General features: G+C 56.9%; 12 protein-coding genes. 4 read left to right on the forward strand and 8 right to left on the reverse strand.

The features are described from left to right. Positions 1-9: 9 nt before the first annotated feature. On the reverse strand, positions 10-1,389 hold the full coding sequence (locus tag QUD59_RS02845; RefSeq protein WP_286239453.1) for a class II fumarate hydratase: 1,380 nt from the start codon (positions 1,387-1,389) through the stop codon (positions 10-12). A 153-nt stretch (positions 1,390-1,542) separates the two neighbouring features. Between QUD59_RS02845 and QUD59_RS02850 the strand changes: the two genes are divergently transcribed. Continuing rightward, on the forward strand, positions 1,543-2,445 hold the full coding sequence (locus tag QUD59_RS02850; protein WP_286239454.1) for a substrate-binding periplasmic protein: 903 nt from the start codon (positions 1,543-1,545) through the stop codon (positions 2,443-2,445). Here the strand turns inward: QUD59_RS02850 and QUD59_RS02855 are convergent. Beyond that, positions 2,442-5,039, reverse strand: coding sequence for a bifunctional diguanylate cyclase/phosphodiesterase (locus QUD59_RS02855; RefSeq protein ID WP_286239455.1), 2,598 nt, complete (start codon positions 5,037-5,039; stop codon positions 2,442-2,444). The genes QUD59_RS02850 and QUD59_RS02855 overlap by 4 nt on opposite strands. A 232-nt stretch (positions 5,040-5,271) precedes the next feature. Here QUD59_RS02855 and QUD59_RS02860 point away from each other — a divergent pair, with 232 nt between their 5' ends. Genes QUD59_RS02860 through QUD59_RS02870 form a run of 3 tightly spaced genes read left to right on the forward strand, consistent with a single transcriptional unit; the run spans position 5,272 to position 7,838 of the window. After that, positions 5,272-5,463, forward strand: a complete 192-nt coding sequence (locus QUD59_RS02860; RefSeq protein WP_286239457.1) for a zinc ribbon domain-containing protein — start codon at positions 5,272-5,274, stop codon at positions 5,461-5,463. 4 nt (positions 5,464-5,467) lie between these two features. Continuing rightward, positions 5,468-5,977, forward strand: a complete 510-nt coding sequence (locus QUD59_RS02865) for an MOSC domain-containing protein (protein WP_286239458.1) — start codon at positions 5,468-5,470, stop codon at positions 5,975-5,977. A 31-nt stretch (positions 5,978-6,008) separates the two neighbouring features. After that, positions 6,009-7,838: an ABC transporter ATP-binding protein gene (locus QUD59_RS02870; RefSeq protein ID WP_286239460.1), complete on the forward strand. Its 1,830-nt coding sequence runs from the start codon at positions 6,009-6,011 to the stop codon at positions 7,836-7,838. 30 nt (positions 7,839-7,868) lie between these two features. On the opposite strand, the gene QUD59_RS02875 is transcribed toward QUD59_RS02870, so the two are convergent. From QUD59_RS02875 to QUD59_RS02900, 6 genes are all read right to left on the reverse strand, one after another. Beyond that, entirely contained in the window at positions 7,869-8,585 is a 717-nt protein-coding gene (locus QUD59_RS02875; RefSeq protein WP_286239461.1) for a substrate-binding periplasmic protein, read from the reverse strand. A 199-nt stretch (positions 8,586-8,784) separates the two neighbouring features. After that, positions 8,785-10,209: an amidase family protein gene (locus tag QUD59_RS02880; RefSeq protein WP_286239462.1), complete on the reverse strand. Its 1,425-nt coding sequence runs from the start codon at positions 10,207-10,209 to the stop codon at positions 8,785-8,787. A 66-nt stretch (positions 10,210-10,275) separates the two neighbouring features. Continuing rightward, positions 10,276-11,502 (reverse strand): Zn-dependent hydrolase, encoded by a 1,227-nt coding sequence (locus tag QUD59_RS02885; protein ID WP_286239464.1) that lies wholly within the window; start codon positions 11,500-11,502, stop codon positions 10,276-10,278. 37 nt (positions 11,503-11,539) lie between these two features. Further along, positions 11,540-12,235: an ABC transporter ATP-binding protein gene (locus tag QUD59_RS02890; RefSeq protein ID WP_286239466.1), complete on the reverse strand. Its 696-nt coding sequence runs from the start codon at positions 12,233-12,235 to the stop codon at positions 11,540-11,542. A 2-nt stretch (positions 12,236-12,237) separates the two neighbouring features. After that, entirely contained in the window at positions 12,238-12,990 is a 753-nt protein-coding gene (locus QUD59_RS02895) for an ABC transporter ATP-binding protein (RefSeq protein WP_286239467.1), read from the reverse strand. Further along, a complete protein-coding gene (locus QUD59_RS02900) occupies positions 12,983-13,978 on the reverse strand; it encodes a branched-chain amino acid ABC transporter permease (protein WP_286239468.1) in 996 nt (331 codons plus the stop codon). The genes QUD59_RS02895 and QUD59_RS02900 overlap by 8 nt, the downstream gene beginning before the upstream one ends. Positions 13,979-13,980: the final 2 nt, after the last annotated feature.

The following is a 13,980-nucleotide window of genomic DNA, read 5'->3' on the forward strand; positions in this document are numbered from 1 at the left end:
ACCGCGGCTTCAGAGTCCGCCCCGGGTCAGGGCTGCCGGGTCGAGCAGCGTTTCCAGCGTCTCTCGTGTCAGATCTGTTTTCTCCACCGCCACATCAATCACCGGTCTGCCCTGCTGATAGGCGGCCTTCGCGATTTCAGCGGCTTTCATGTAACCAATCACCGGATTCAGAGCGGTTACCAGAATCGGATTACGTGCCAGCGCCTGACTGATCTGCTCCTCATTCACCCGGAAGCCGGCAATGGCCTTGTCGGCGAGCAACCGGCTGACATTCGCCAGCAGCTCAATACTGCTGAGCAGATTACTCGCCACCAGCGGCAACATGACATTCAGCTCAAAATTACCCGACTGCCCTGCTACGGTGATTGCGGCATCATTACCGATCACCTGCGCCGCGACCATCGCGGCTGCCTCGGGAATCACCGGGTTAACCTTACCCGGCATAATGGATGAGCCCGGCTGCAAGGCTTCCAGCTCAATCTCTCCCAGCCCCGCCAGCGGGCCTGAATTCATCCAGCGCAGGTCGTTGGCGATCTTCATCATGGCCACAGCCGTTGTTTTTAACTGGCCGGAAAGCGCCACCGCTGTATCCTGCGAGCCGATCCGGGCAAACAGATTATCCGCCGGTTTAAAGGCCAGCCCGGTCTGTTCACTTAACGCGGCACAGAAACGCGCCGAAAACTCAGGATGCGCATTGACCCCGGTACCCACCGCGGTGCCACCCTGTGCCAGACTCTGCAGCTCCGGCTGCAGTTGATGCAGTAACCCGATGCACTGCCGAATCTGCGCTGCCCAACTGAGTAAACTCTGGCTCATGCGTACCGGCATCGCGTCCATCAGATGGGTACGGCCGGTTTTCACAAAGCGATCCACTTCAACTGCTTTCTGTTCTGTTACCTGCAACAGGTGGTTCAGCGCTGGCAGCAGTTGCTCTGCCAGCTCAACCGAGGCACTGATATGAATACTGCTGGGGATCACATCGTTACTGCTCTGGGCATAATTGATATGGTCATTGGCCGAGACCGCCGCGCCGTAACGCCGACTGGCCAGCGTGGCCAGTACCTCGTTGGCATTCATATTCGAGCTGGTGCCGGAGCCGGTCTGGAAGATATCTACCGGAAAATGCTGCATCAGTGCATCATCTGTCAGCAGCTCTGTCACCGACGCTGTGATCGCCTCAGCCATCGCCACAGGAATCAGCCCCAGATCCGCATTGGCCCTCGCAGCCGCAGACTTAGCCTGCAACAGCGCGCGGATAAAGGCTTCGGGCATCGGCTGGCCACTCACGGGAAAGTTATTAACCGCGCGTTGAGTCTGAGCCGCATAGAGGGCCTTTGCCGGAACTTCCAGCTCGCCCATGCTGTCTTTCTCGATACGTACCTTACTCATGCCGGCCTCCCCGGAGCAGGCGGTAACCTGCGCCTCGAATTATTAATAATGATTCTCATTTTTATATAGAAAAACAGCGTAAGTCAATCTCTGCGCTGTGCCCCGTCTAATCGCTTCAGCTCAGCTACACTAAAACAAACTCAACTGTTGCAGATGTCGATGTACTCTATCCTGATCACGCTCTGGCTATTGCTCTTCCCTGTGGCCAGCTTCGCCAGTGAACCGCCCACGGTTAACTATAGCTATGCCGGGAAAACAATGAGCTTCATAGGCTCCAGAACACCCCACGGCTACCTTTACAACCCGGACGGAGAACAGACAGTGGAGCTGGCAACGCTCGACTGGCCTCCCTATATCGGTGAACAGTTATGCAATAAAGGCTGGAGCTTCCATCTGGCCGTCGCTGTTCTGACCAGCCAGAACTACCGGCTTATCATTCGTTTTATGCCCTGGCCAAGAGCCGTTCATCAGGTGGAAGCCGGGCGGATGGACATTCTCTACCCGGAGTATGAAATCAGTGAAACCACCCGTTCCGAGCATCTTACAGACCGCTTCCGGCTTTCGCTGCTGGCACTCTCAGATCCCTTTCCCGGGGGTGAGGTCGTTTTAATGAAACGTCGCGGGAGCTTTACCCACTTTACCGGCGAGCTGGAACAGTTACGGGGCCTGAAAATTGGCGTTGTCCGTGGCTACCAGAACACACCGGAGTTTGATGCGATGATGGAACGTGGCGAGTTTACGGCGGTGGAAGCGGTTAACGATCTGCAATTGATGAAGCTGCTGGACGCCGGGCGGGTGGATCTGGTTGTCGGCGACCCCAAAGTGCTGCGTCACCGGGTGATACATTCCTCCCTGAGTCAGGCCGATAAACAGCGAATTCTGCAAACCACCGCTCAGGTTAATCCGGCGTTGCGCTACAATCGCCTGCACTTTTCAGTGAGCCGGAAGAACGCCAACTGGCCGGAACTGTTGCAACGGATCAACACCGCGCTGGAGACACTGAATCGCAGCGGTGAACTGGACCGGTTGATTGCAGACAACAGCAGTTGCCGTTAACCCTGCTGCTTGAGCAACTCAACAAATGCGTCTTCGGGCAGCGGTTTACTGAAGAAGAAGCCCTGCCCTTCGGTACACTGCAGACTTTTCAGGAACTCGACCTGAGCTTCAGATTCGATACCTTCCGCAATCACGCTGAGGTGCATACTCTGCGACATCGCGACAATCGCCTGGGTGATCGCACGGTCGTTTTCATCCTCTTCAAGATCAAGGATAAAGGAGCGGTCGATTTTCAACTTGTTAATCGGTAGCTGCTTCAGATAACTCAATGATGAATAGCCGGTGCCAAAATCATCAATCGCCAGACTGATACCGGTAGCCTTTAACTTGGTCAGCTCCGCGCTCATCTGCTGCGGGTTTTCGATCAGGCTGCTTTCAGTGATCTCCAGTTCCAGTGCCGCCGGGTAACAACCGCTGCTCTGCAGCACCTCCTGCACCACGCCTACCAGATCGGTATTCATCTGCTGGCTGGCGATATTGACCGCCACTTTAGGGATGTAGATCCCCTCCTCCTGCCATTGAGCCAGTCGGTTGCAGACCTCGCGGATCACCCACTCACCAATCGGAACAATCTGACCGCTGGCTTCAGCCATCGGAATAAAGCTGTCCGGGGGTATCAATCCGCGCTCCGGGTGGAACCAGCGTAGCAGCGCCTCCGCACCAATCAACTCTCCGGTAAACAGGTTGTACTGCGGCTGATAGTAGATCCGGAACTGGCCTTTATCCAGCGCCTCACGCATCTCCTCGGTGATCGTAAAGCGCTGGGAAACCGCTTCAGTCAGGGCCGGAGTATACAGACAGTAGCGGTTACGCCCCTCTCTCTTGGCCTCATACATAGCTGAATCGGCGTTACGCAACAGAATTTCGGCACTGTCACCATCTTCGGGGAACAGGCTGATCCCCACGCTGGCGGTCACGTAATAGTCATTTCCCTCAATCCGGAAGGGCTGACGGAACGCTGCCAGTAACTGTTCTGCCAGCCGGCCAGCCTCCTCAGGTTCATTCAGCAGCCCGGTGATCACGGTAAACTCATCGCCCCCCAGACGGGCCACGATATCTTCATCCCGCACGGCCTCCCGCAGACGCTCAGAGACCTGACAGAGCAACTCATCACCGGCCGAGTGACCGAGGGTGTCGTTGATCTCCTTGAAGTGATCCAAATCGATAAACAGCAGCGCAGCCGTGGCCTGATGATGAAGGGTATGGCTGATCATCAGCTCCAGTTGAGTCGAGCCATGTAAGCGGTTCGGCAACGAAGTGAGATGGTCATGAAACGCCCGGTGGCGCAGTTCATCTGCCTGCCGGTTGAGGCCATCGATCATACTGTTGACGCTGACCGCCAGCCGTTTGAACTCGGTAAAGTGGATATCGCTGCCCTTCAGCCGGGTCCAGGTATCCACCGAACGTTCCAGGTTGTTCTGGAACATTCTCAGGTTGTGTGCCAGACGGCGGCCGATGGCAATCAGTACCACCGCCACCGCCAGCACCGCCAGCAGTAACACCAGTATCGTACCGAAATTGCGCTGCTGCATCAGGCTCAGGTAGAGCGTCTCCCGCTCATCCAGACGCTGGTCGATGGTATCCAGATACGCGCCCGCACCAATAAACAACTGCCACTCATCAATTCCCAGCACAAACGAGATCTTTTCTGCCTCAACCCCCTCTGCTTTCTCCCAGGTGTACTGAGTAAAGCCACCTTCGGGCTGGCTCTGTGCCAGTCGGGCATTCTCCTGTACCACCTTACGCCCCCGGGCATCGGTCACCTCCCAGATATTTTTCCGGCCGGCAAAATACTCGCCATTGGTCACGTAGAGATCGCCCTGATAGGAGTTGATAAAGAAGTACCCCTCCTCTTTCAGGCCAAAGCTGTCTGCGGCGATCTCACGGAAGATCTGCGCTTTCACCTGCTCCTCAAAATGGACCAGATAATCGCCGCTGCCGATGATCATACCGTAGGGCTTAAACAGCTTTACGTAGCTGTATTTGCGGGAGAGTTCATCCTCACCCGGCTGATACCAGTCGTATTCAACAAAGCCTTGGTCAGAAGCCGTGACGATATTGATCATCTCCTCCAACAGGGCCTGAATCGCCGGCGGGAAGATATCCGCCACCTGCTGCCCTTCAAACTCGGGACGTGGCGGGTAGAGATACTCAAGGCCGCTCAATGAGGTAATAAAGTAGTAGCCACGGCCCTGATTGAAGCGCACCTCACGCAAGGCGGCGACGATCATCTGCTTTATTTCCTGATCGCTGCGCTGGCCATGATAGGTCTGGTAGATCCCCTCAGCGACTCCGTAGGCGTAGTCCACCCGGCGTTTAAGCGCTATGCGCATCGCCTCTTCAGCCTGAGCTTTTTTGCGCAGTATCAGGGCTTTGGCACGGGTCACTTCTGAGCGGAGCTGCTCTCGCTGCTGTTCAAGGAAAGCTTCGGCATAGCGCTGCTTATCCTCTTCAAGATGGCGGTCTTCACTGGCGGTCCAGATATAGCCAACCAGCACCAACGCAGCCAGAATCACAATTCCCACGGGCACAAGTGAGCTCAGAACGCTGTTGCCCAGCGGAATTCCCAGAAAACGGTGTCGGTGACTAAACAATCTTGCTGCTCCGGTAAAACTTAGGGCACCTGTGAAAACATCCTGTTAGCGCTCTGTAAACCCTGAAGTCTATCCCTGAAGCCAGAGTGTCGGTACGACGGTTGTTGGCAGATTTCTGAGCCGTCCAGTTTATTGAAGAATTGTTACAGATTACCAAAAGGATTTGATTTGTCCGCAGATTTTTTCAACCAGCAGCTAAACTTTACTTCTCAGAGCATAGCCGGACACTCCGATGCAACCGATAGAATACCTTGCCTTTGCCTGCCCCTACTGCAGCGCCGAAAACCAGTTGGCTGTTGATACCAGTTGTGATCTGGAGCAAAACCTGACTCAGGATTGCGAGCGTTGTTGTCAGCCGGTTGAATTCCGGGTGGGTCTGGCGCAAGGTGAACTGCAACTGGAGATACGCAGAGAACAGGAGTAACCGCATGAGTCTGCAACAGATGTTCGCCCGCTATGCCCGCGACCTGCCGGCGGCAGAACTGATCTGGATCGGCATACGGCCGGAACGAAAACAACCGATGCAGGCGCTGGATCAGGTATATGCCTGGCAGGGCTCAGGGCTGGAAGGCGATCACCGCTGCAGCAAAACCTCCGGCTCAGCGCGACAGGTAACCCTGATCTCGGCCGAGTTTATCAGTCAGATCGGCCTCTACTGCGGCATTCCCGAACCGGACCCGGGCACATTGCGACGCAATCTGGTGGTCCGCGGCATCAACCTTAACGCCCTGCGCTACCAGCAGTTCCGCATCGGCGAGGCGCTGTTTGAAGCCACCGCGCTGTGTCACCCCTGCTCACGCATGGAGCGTGCTCTGGGCCCCGGCGGCGTAGCAGCGATGCTCGGTCATGGCGGGCTGTGCTGTAAAATTCTCAAATCCGGCGAAATAAAACTCGGCGATCAGCTAGAGGTGTTATACAAACAGCCGGCGCTGTTTTAAGCTCTGTTTTTTCGTTAACACCGAGATCGATATGTTCGCATTTTTTGAAAGGCTGATTCCTGCCTTTCCACCGGCTGAACCGGGCCAGCCGCCACAGGGATTGTTTGCATTTTGTCGTCATTACACCCGGGGATCAGAGTGGCCTTTACTGCTGATGTCTCTGCTCACCGCCACTATTGCGATTCTGGAGGTGACCCTGTTCGGCTTTATGGGCAAGCTGGTCGACTGGCTGTCGGACCACGACCCGGCGACCTTTCTCGAGCAGGAAGCATCCACCCTGTTACTGATGAGTCTGGTACCGCTGGTGGCATTGCCGGCCGCGGGCTTGCTGCACTCGCTGATCACTCATCAGACCCTGCTCGGCAACTATCCGATGTCGATCCGCTGGCTGGCACACCGCTATCTGCTGCGTCAGAGCGTTTCTTTCTATGCCAATGATTTCGCCGGACGCATCTCCACCAAAGTGATGCAGACGGCGCTCTCGGTCCGGGAAACGGTGATGAAACTGCTCGATGTGATGATGTTCGTCGCCGTCTATTTCTTTGCCATGCTGTTTCTGGTCGCCCAGTCCGACTGGCGCCTGACCCTGCCAATGGCGATCTGGCTGCTGCTCTACATCGGCATTCAGAGCTACTTTGTGCCGCGCCTGAAACGGATCTCCACCGCCCAGGCTGACGCCCGTGCGATGATGACCGGCCGGGTGGTTGATTCCTATGCCAATATCGCCACCGTTAAACTGTTTTCCCACACCAACCGTGAGGCGGAATACGCCCGCGAAGGGATGGATCAGTTTATGGATACGGTGTATGTGCAGATGCGTCTGGCTACCGGCCTGAATATGAGTGTGCAGTGCATCAACCATCTGCTCTCCTTCTCTGTCGCCGCGCTGTCGATCTGGCTCTGGCTGCATGAATCGATCTCGGTCGGTGCCATCGCCATCGCTATTGCGCTGGCCCTGCGCCTCAACGGGATGGCCCACTGGATAATGTGGGAGATCAGTGCACTTTTCGAAAATATCGGCACCGTAGCAGACGGTATGAGCACCCTTTCCAGACCACTGGAAATATCCGATCGCCCCGGTGCCCGCGCGCTTGAGGTGGAGAAAGGCGCCATCCACTTTGATCAGGTGGGTTTTCACTACGGGGAGAATAAACGCATCATCGAACATCTGGATCTGCAGATTAAACCCGGCGAGAAAGTAGGCCTGGTGGGACGCTCCGGCGCGGGTAAATCCACCATCATCAACCTGCTGATGCGCTTCTTTGATGTGGAACAGGGTGCCATCCGCATTGATGGTCAGGATATCCGCGAGGTCACGCAGGATTCACTGCGGGCACAGATCGGCATGGTGACTCAGGACACCGCCCTGCTGCATCGTTCCGTGCGGGAAAACATCCTCTACGGCCGCCCGGATGCTTCCGAGGAAGCGATGATCGAAGCGGCGAAAAAGGCCGAAGCGCATGAATTTATCCTCGGCCTGACCGACCCGGAAGGACGCAGCGGCTACGATGCCCATGTGGGTGAACGCGGGGTTAAACTGTCCGGCGGACAGCGGCAGCGTATTGCCATCGCCCGGGTATTGCTCAAGGACGCGCCGATCCTGATTCTCGATGAAGCAACCTCAGCCCTCGACTCCGAAGTCGAAGCGGCGATACAGGCCAGCCTGTATAAACTGATGGAAGGTAAAACCGTGATCGCGATTGCTCACCGTTTGTCGACCATCGCCGCGCTGGATCGTCTGGTGGTGCTGGATAAAGGCGATATCAATGAACAGGGCAGTCACGCTGAACTGGTTGCGAGTCAGGGAATCTACGCTCAGCTCTGGGCCCACCAGACCGGAGGCTTCCTCGGAGAAGACTAGCTCAGGGATGGGCCGTGCGCTGAACCTGTTTCAGCGCCAGTCCTGCAGATGGTAGCGGGCCAGAATCCGGGCCAGCTCGCCACTGGCCCGCAGTGCTTCAACACCCTCGGAAAGCAGCCGGGCAAACGTTTCTGAACGCGGGTCCGAAGGAGAGAAAGCAATATAAGCCGGCAGGGGCTCACCCAGAGTGCCGGCCACGGTAAACGCCTCTTCCAGTTCCATCTGACTGGCGGTATACCAGAACACCAGATCGGCTTCGACAAACGCATCCAGCCGCTGTTTATGCAGCATCCTGATACCCCGCTGCAGCGGTTTTTCGCTGCCGCTGAGCAGCGTCACAGGGTTGCTGTCTGAAGCCAGATAACGACTCAGTTCAGCGCCGTAATCATAACCATTGATAGCCCCCAGACGCACCTCTCTCAGGGAGTGCACACCACGGTAGCGCCATGGATTTTCCCGCCGTACAAACAACGAGTTCTGCAGCAACGCCAGCTCCTGCTGCGGAAAGATAAAATCCCGGGCATCGCCGGGAAAAGCCCCGAGAATCGCATGAAAACTACCCTTGCGCGTTTCCTGAACCGCCCGAGACCAGTTGGTCTCAATATACTCCACCTCATAGCCCAGCGGTTCGAACACCCGCTGTGCCACCTCGACCATAAAACCGGGCCGGTCCGAACCGGATTTACAGTTCAGGGGACACCAGTTATCCGCTGCAAACCGAAGCTTTTCAGCCTGTGCAGTGGTCACGGTTAAACAGAAGAGAAGCGCGGTAAGGCGCCATAACAGAGGGAACATCGATTACCCGAGTGAATTGAACAATCACTCAAACTCTAATACAGCCGGGATTAATCCTCAACCAGCCGAGTATGCCTCAGTGCAATCGAGCCTGTAACGAAAAAATCCCCCGGCAGAGAGGGCCCCTGACCGGAGGAAAAAAGGGAATCAGTTAGCCCTGATCCCTTTGCCATAAGCGATGGGCCATAACGCCCTGTGCGGTTTCCACCACCTCGGCGGCATCCAGACACTGATCTTCGCGATACCGGCGACCAATGATCTGCACCCCGACAGGCACGCCCTGAAAGAGGTGCGTAGAGATCGTCGCGGCGGGCAGGCCGAGCATATTCATATTCGCCATATACAGGTATGAAAGCAGAGTTTCCGCGGCACGTGCCGGGCTTTTCTCATCTTCACCGCGAGGATAAGGCGGTTGCAGAATCAGCGGTGTCAGCACCAGCGCATACTGTTCCTGAAATAGATTCCAGTCGCGCAGAATACTGTTCCGTGCCGCCATGGCAGCCAGCATACAGTCCCGGTCCAGATGCTCCGAAACCGAGTAATACCCCTGCATGATCTGCTTCAGAGTATCGCTGCCATAACGGTCGATACTTCCCGGGCTTAACTGACGGAAATCGGTAAACAACAGATCACGCCAGATCTTATTGGTCTCTTCAACCCGGGGAGCCTCAACCTCCTCGATGATATAGCCCGCATCCTGCAGCGCCTTCGCCGCCAGATCCAGCGCTTTCAGCACTTCAGGATGAATCGGCAGGCCATAGCTTTCACGGCACAACGCCACCCGCACAGGCCCCTTTTCCTGCGGTCCGAAAAACGGTGCTGGCACCCAGTTTGGATCACGAACATCACGCTGTGAAATCACCTCCGTTGCCAGACGCACATCTTTCACTTCACGGGCGATAATCCCCTGAACCGACATCAACTGCGACAGGAAAGGACGCTCCTCGCTCCCCGTCGGGTTGTAAGCTGGCACCCGGCCTAAGGTTGGCCGCACCGTGGTGGTACCGCAACAGTAAGACGGGCAGCGCAGCGAACCGCCAATGTCGTTACCGTGCGCAATCGGCCCGTAGCCCATCAACGTGGCTGCTGCGGCGCCACCGGAGGAGCCACCGCAGGTTATGTTTTCATCCCAGGGATTCAGAGTCAGGCCGTGCAGCGGATTGTCGGTCTGCCAGCGGATACTGAACTCTGGCGCATTGGTACGGCCGATCAGTACGGCCCCCGCTTCATTCAGATGCCGTGTGACCGGCGCATCACTGCCGGCGATCAGGTTTTTGTAAGCGGCAACGCCGTTATCGGTGGCATAGCCCTCCTGATCAATGTTCACTTTGATGGTGGCCGGTACCCCAAACAACGCACCGGTTGCCTGCTCCGGTTCACGGGCCAGTTGATTATCGAGCTGCCGGGCGCGCTGCAGCGCCGGTTCGCTCTGTTCCACCACCACCGCATTGATCCGCGGATTGGTCTGCTGCATCCGTTCCAGCGTTGCAGTGACTGCCTCTTCACATGAGAGCTCACGCGTTCTGATCGCACTCGCCAGATCACAGGCACTCCACTGCCAAAGTGGTCGACTCATTGTCAGACTCCTTTTTCAGATTCAGTAGCCGGGTTACCCGCCCCGTTGGCGCAGCAACCCGGTTGGTTAACACGCCTGATTGAGCACAGCACTCAACAGCACATTACAACCCGCGGCCAGATCTTCCGCTTTGGCCCGCTCCAGCTCGTTATGGCTGATACCATCCTCACAGGGCACAAAGATCATTCCGGTCGGCGCAACCCGCGCCACGTAGCAGGCATCGTGCCCGGCCCCGCTGACAATATCCCGATGACTGTAGCCCAGCGCCTGCGCTGCCTGACGCACAGACGACACGCAGTCCTCCGCAAACGGCACCGGCGGTGAGTACCAGATCTCTTCCAGTTGCAGCTCCAGCCCCAGTTCAGAAGCCATCTGATCACAGTAAGCGCGGAATTTGGCATCCATCTCACTCAGCACCGAATCATCCGGGTGACGCAGATCCACAGTAAAAAACACCTCTCCGGGGATTACATTGCGGGAGTTCGGGAACACCTGCATCAGGCCCACGGTAGAACAGGCCAGCGGACCATGTTCCAGACCGATCTGATTAACCCTGTCCACCACCCGGGCGCTGCCAACCAGCGCATCTTTACGCCGCAGCATCGGTGTTGGCCCGGCGTGCGCTTCCTGACCGGTGATTGTCAGCTCATACCAGCGCTGTCCCTGAGCATCGGTGACGACCCCGATGGTGGTCTCTTCTGCTTCCAGAATCGGCCCCTGCTCAATATGTGCTTCAAAGTAAGCCTTCACCGGTTTACCTACCGGCTGATCACCGGCGTAACCGATACGGGCCAGCTCTTCGCCAATGGTTTTGCCATCCAGATCGGCCCGGCTGAGGCCGTATTCCAGATCAAACACCCCGGCAAAGACACCGGAGGCCACCATTGCCGGCGGGAATCGAGACCCCTCTTCATTGGTCCAGATCGCCGCTTCCACCGGTGCTTCGGTTTCAATGCCGTGATCATTCAGGCTGCGGATCACTTCCAGACCGGCCAGCACCCCGTAAACACCGTCAAACTTACCGCCGGTGGGCTGTGTATCGATATGACTGCCCATCAGTACCGGTGGCAACGCATTGTTGCGCCCGGCACGACGGGCAAAGACGTTACCCATCTGGTCGATGCGGATCGTACAACCCGCTTCTTTACACCAGCTCACGAACAGATCCCGTGCCTGCTGATCCAGATCGGTCAGGGCCAGACGACAGCAGCCGCCTTTTTCGGTGCCGCCGATCTCTCCCATCGCCATCAGGCTGTCCCAGAGACGCTGTTCATTGGTTGTTATTCTGCTCATCTCAATCATCCCCAAAGGTTCCTCTAGCTCCCGGTCCTCAGACCGAGAGGTATTTCTGTTTGATGGTTTCCGCTTCATCGGAGGAGAAATCCTCGCGCTTCGCTTCATAAATCAGCCGGCCCTGCTCAAGAATGTAATGGCGGTCGGCGAGCACTTCACACACCCGCAGGTTCTGCTCCACCAGCAGGATCGAGATACCGCTCTGCTTGATCTTTTTCAGGATCTCAACGATCTCTTTGACGATGACCGGCGCCAGCCCTTCAGAGGGTTCATCCAGCAGCAGCACCCGCGGGTTGTTCAGCAAAGCACGGGCCAGTGCCAGCATCTGCTGTTCACCACCGGAGAGCTGACCGCCGCCGTTCTTACGCCGCTCCTGCAGACGCGGGAACAGCTCGTAGATATCCGCAATCGACCAGGGAGAATTGCGCTGCTGGGCGATCTTCAGATTCTCCTCCACAGTGAGATCCTGAAAGATATCGCGCTGTTCCGGCACCAGACAGAGCCCGTCCGCCGCCGTTTTATGGGTGGCCTGACCGAGAATCTCCTGACCTTTGTAACGCACCGAACCGGTGGCATTTTTCACCAGCCCCATAATGCTCAGCAGGGTGGTGCTTTTACCGGCACCGTTTCGCCCCAGCAGGGAGACCAGTTCGCCCTCCCCGACATTGATGGAGAGGTCAAACAGAACATGGCTTTTGTCATAGAATGAGTTGATATTTTCCAGTACCAGCATGCTTAAAGCTCCTCTCCCAGATAGGCCAGTTTTACCTTTTCATTGGCGGCGACTTCCGCCGGTGTGCCGTCGGCGATCACTTCACCGTTCTGCAGCACCGTCACCCGGTCGCAGACCTCCGATACCAGCCCCACGTTATGCTCGATCAGCAGAATGGTGCAGATTTTGCGCAGGTTACGGATCAGATTGATCACCTGAGGAATGTCGTCCACCCCCATCCCGGACGTAGGCTCATCCAGCAGCAACAGACGTGGCCGGGCCATCAGCGCCATCCCGATCTCCAGCATCCGCTGCTGACCGTGAGACAGCGTCTCGGCGGTTTTCTCCGCCATATGGCTCATGCCCAGACGTTCCAGTACCTCATGGGCGTGGAAAGTATCGGGGCCGTCATGGGGCACCGGGTGCCAGAACGCCATCGCCCGGGACGGGTTCAGGGCCTGACCGGAGAGACGCAGGTTTTCCAGCACCGTCAGTTCCGGAAACAGCGAGGTGATCTGGAACGACCGGCCGATCCCGAGACCGGGGCGGTCATGCTCCGCTTCGCCGGTAATATCATCCTCTTCGAACAAAATCCGGCCTTCACTGGTGCTGGTCGCCCCGGCCAGACAGTTAAACAGCGTGGTTTTACCGGCACCGTTGGGACCGATGACCGCATGTACCGTATCTCCCATCACCTGCAGGTTGACGTCCCGATTGGCATAGAAATCACCGTAGCGCTTCGACAGGGACTGGACTTCAAGAATCGGCTCAATCATGGCTCACCTCCGCCTTTTTCAGCTCGTCGTTACGATTACGGTTACGGAAACCTTCCCAGAGCAGGGTCAGGCCAGACCACAGACCGCCACGGGCAAACAGCATCACAAAGATCAGCAACAAGCCCAGCAGTAACATCCAGCGCGGCCAGATATCCGACAGCAGTTCGGTCGCTACCAGATAAACACCGGCCCCCACAATCGAGCCATACAGCGAACCCAGACCACCGAGTACACACATAAAGATGATCACTTCACTGGTTTCCAGATCGATATTGGAAAGCGGCGCAAAGTTCAGCAGCATCGCATACAACGCACCGGCCAGCGCCGTGACAACCCCAGAGAAAGCGAACACCGCTATCTTGTAGAGACGCACCTGATAACCGACCGCAATGGCGCGGCGTTCATTCTGTTTGATCGCCTGCAGTACGGAACCCAGCGGGGAGTCCACCAGCCGCTGCAGGAAGACAAAGCTGGCGATAAAGACCAGCGCCACCCAGCCATAGAAAGTCCAGTCATTTTCCAGACTGATCGACGGGATAATCCAGAAATCCAGAGCCGCGCGCGGTACGTCCAGCATGCCGTCTTCACCGCCGGTCACCCCTTCTGCCATGTAGGCAATGAAGTAACCGAGCTGACCGAACGCCAGGGTCAGCATGACGAAGTAGATCCCCTGACGACGGATCGAGAGGAAGCCGACCAGCACCGCGAGTGCGCCACCGGCGAGCAGTGCAAACAGCAGTACCGGCAGCATACTGGAGTCCCAGTGGATCGCCGCCAGACTGGCGACATAGGCACCCGTACCAAAGAACAGTGCCTGACCAAACGGCAGCAATCCGGTATAACCCAGCAGCAGGTTGCAGCCGATCGCCGCCAGCGCAAAGATCAGCACCTCAGCCGCCAGAATCGGGGACTGCAGAATCAGCGGCAGCAAACAGGCGATCGCAGCCGTCGCAATCAGATGAACAGAGATAGAAGTATGTCGGTTCATGG

The organism is Neptuniibacter halophilus (assembly GCF_030295765.1).
Taxonomy (GTDB): domain Bacteria; phylum Pseudomonadota; class Gammaproteobacteria; order Pseudomonadales; family Balneatricaceae; genus Neptuniibacter; species Neptuniibacter halophilus.

Excerpts from the sequence above, each read along its gene's own strand:
- QUD59_RS02845 (WP_286239453.1), bottom strand. The coding sequence starts at position 1,389 with ATGAGTAAGGTACGTATCGAGAAAGACAGCATGGGCGAGCTGGAAGTT.
- QUD59_RS02850 (WP_286239454.1), top strand. The coding sequence starts at position 1,543 with ATGTCGATGTACTCTATCCTGATCACGCTCTGGCTATTGCTCTTCCCT.
- QUD59_RS02860 (WP_286239457.1), top strand. The coding sequence starts at position 5,272 with ATGCAACCGATAGAATACCTTGCCTTTGCCTGCCCCTACTGCAGCGCC.
- QUD59_RS02865 (WP_286239458.1), top strand. The coding sequence starts at position 5,468 with ATGAGTCTGCAACAGATGTTCGCCCGCTATGCCCGCGACCTGCCGGCG.
- QUD59_RS02870 (WP_286239460.1), top strand. The coding sequence starts at position 6,009 with ATGTTCGCATTTTTTGAAAGGCTGATTCCTGCCTTTCCACCGGCTGAA.
- QUD59_RS02880 (WP_286239462.1), bottom strand. The coding sequence starts at position 10,209 with ATGAGTCGACCACTTTGGCAGTGGAGTGCCTGTGATCTGGCGAGTGCG.
- QUD59_RS02885 (WP_286239464.1), bottom strand. The coding sequence starts at position 11,502 with ATGAGCAGAATAACAACCAATGAACAGCGTCTCTGGGACAGCCTGATG.
- QUD59_RS02890 (WP_286239466.1), bottom strand. The coding sequence starts at position 12,235 with ATGCTGGTACTGGAAAATATCAACTCATTCTATGACAAAAGCCATGTT.
- QUD59_RS02895 (WP_286239467.1), bottom strand. The coding sequence starts at position 12,990 with ATGATTGAGCCGATTCTTGAAGTCCAGTCCCTGTCGAAGCGCTACGGT.
- QUD59_RS02900 (WP_286239468.1), bottom strand. The coding sequence starts at position 13,978 with ATGAACCGACATACTTCTATCTCTGTTCATCTGATTGCGACGGCTGCG.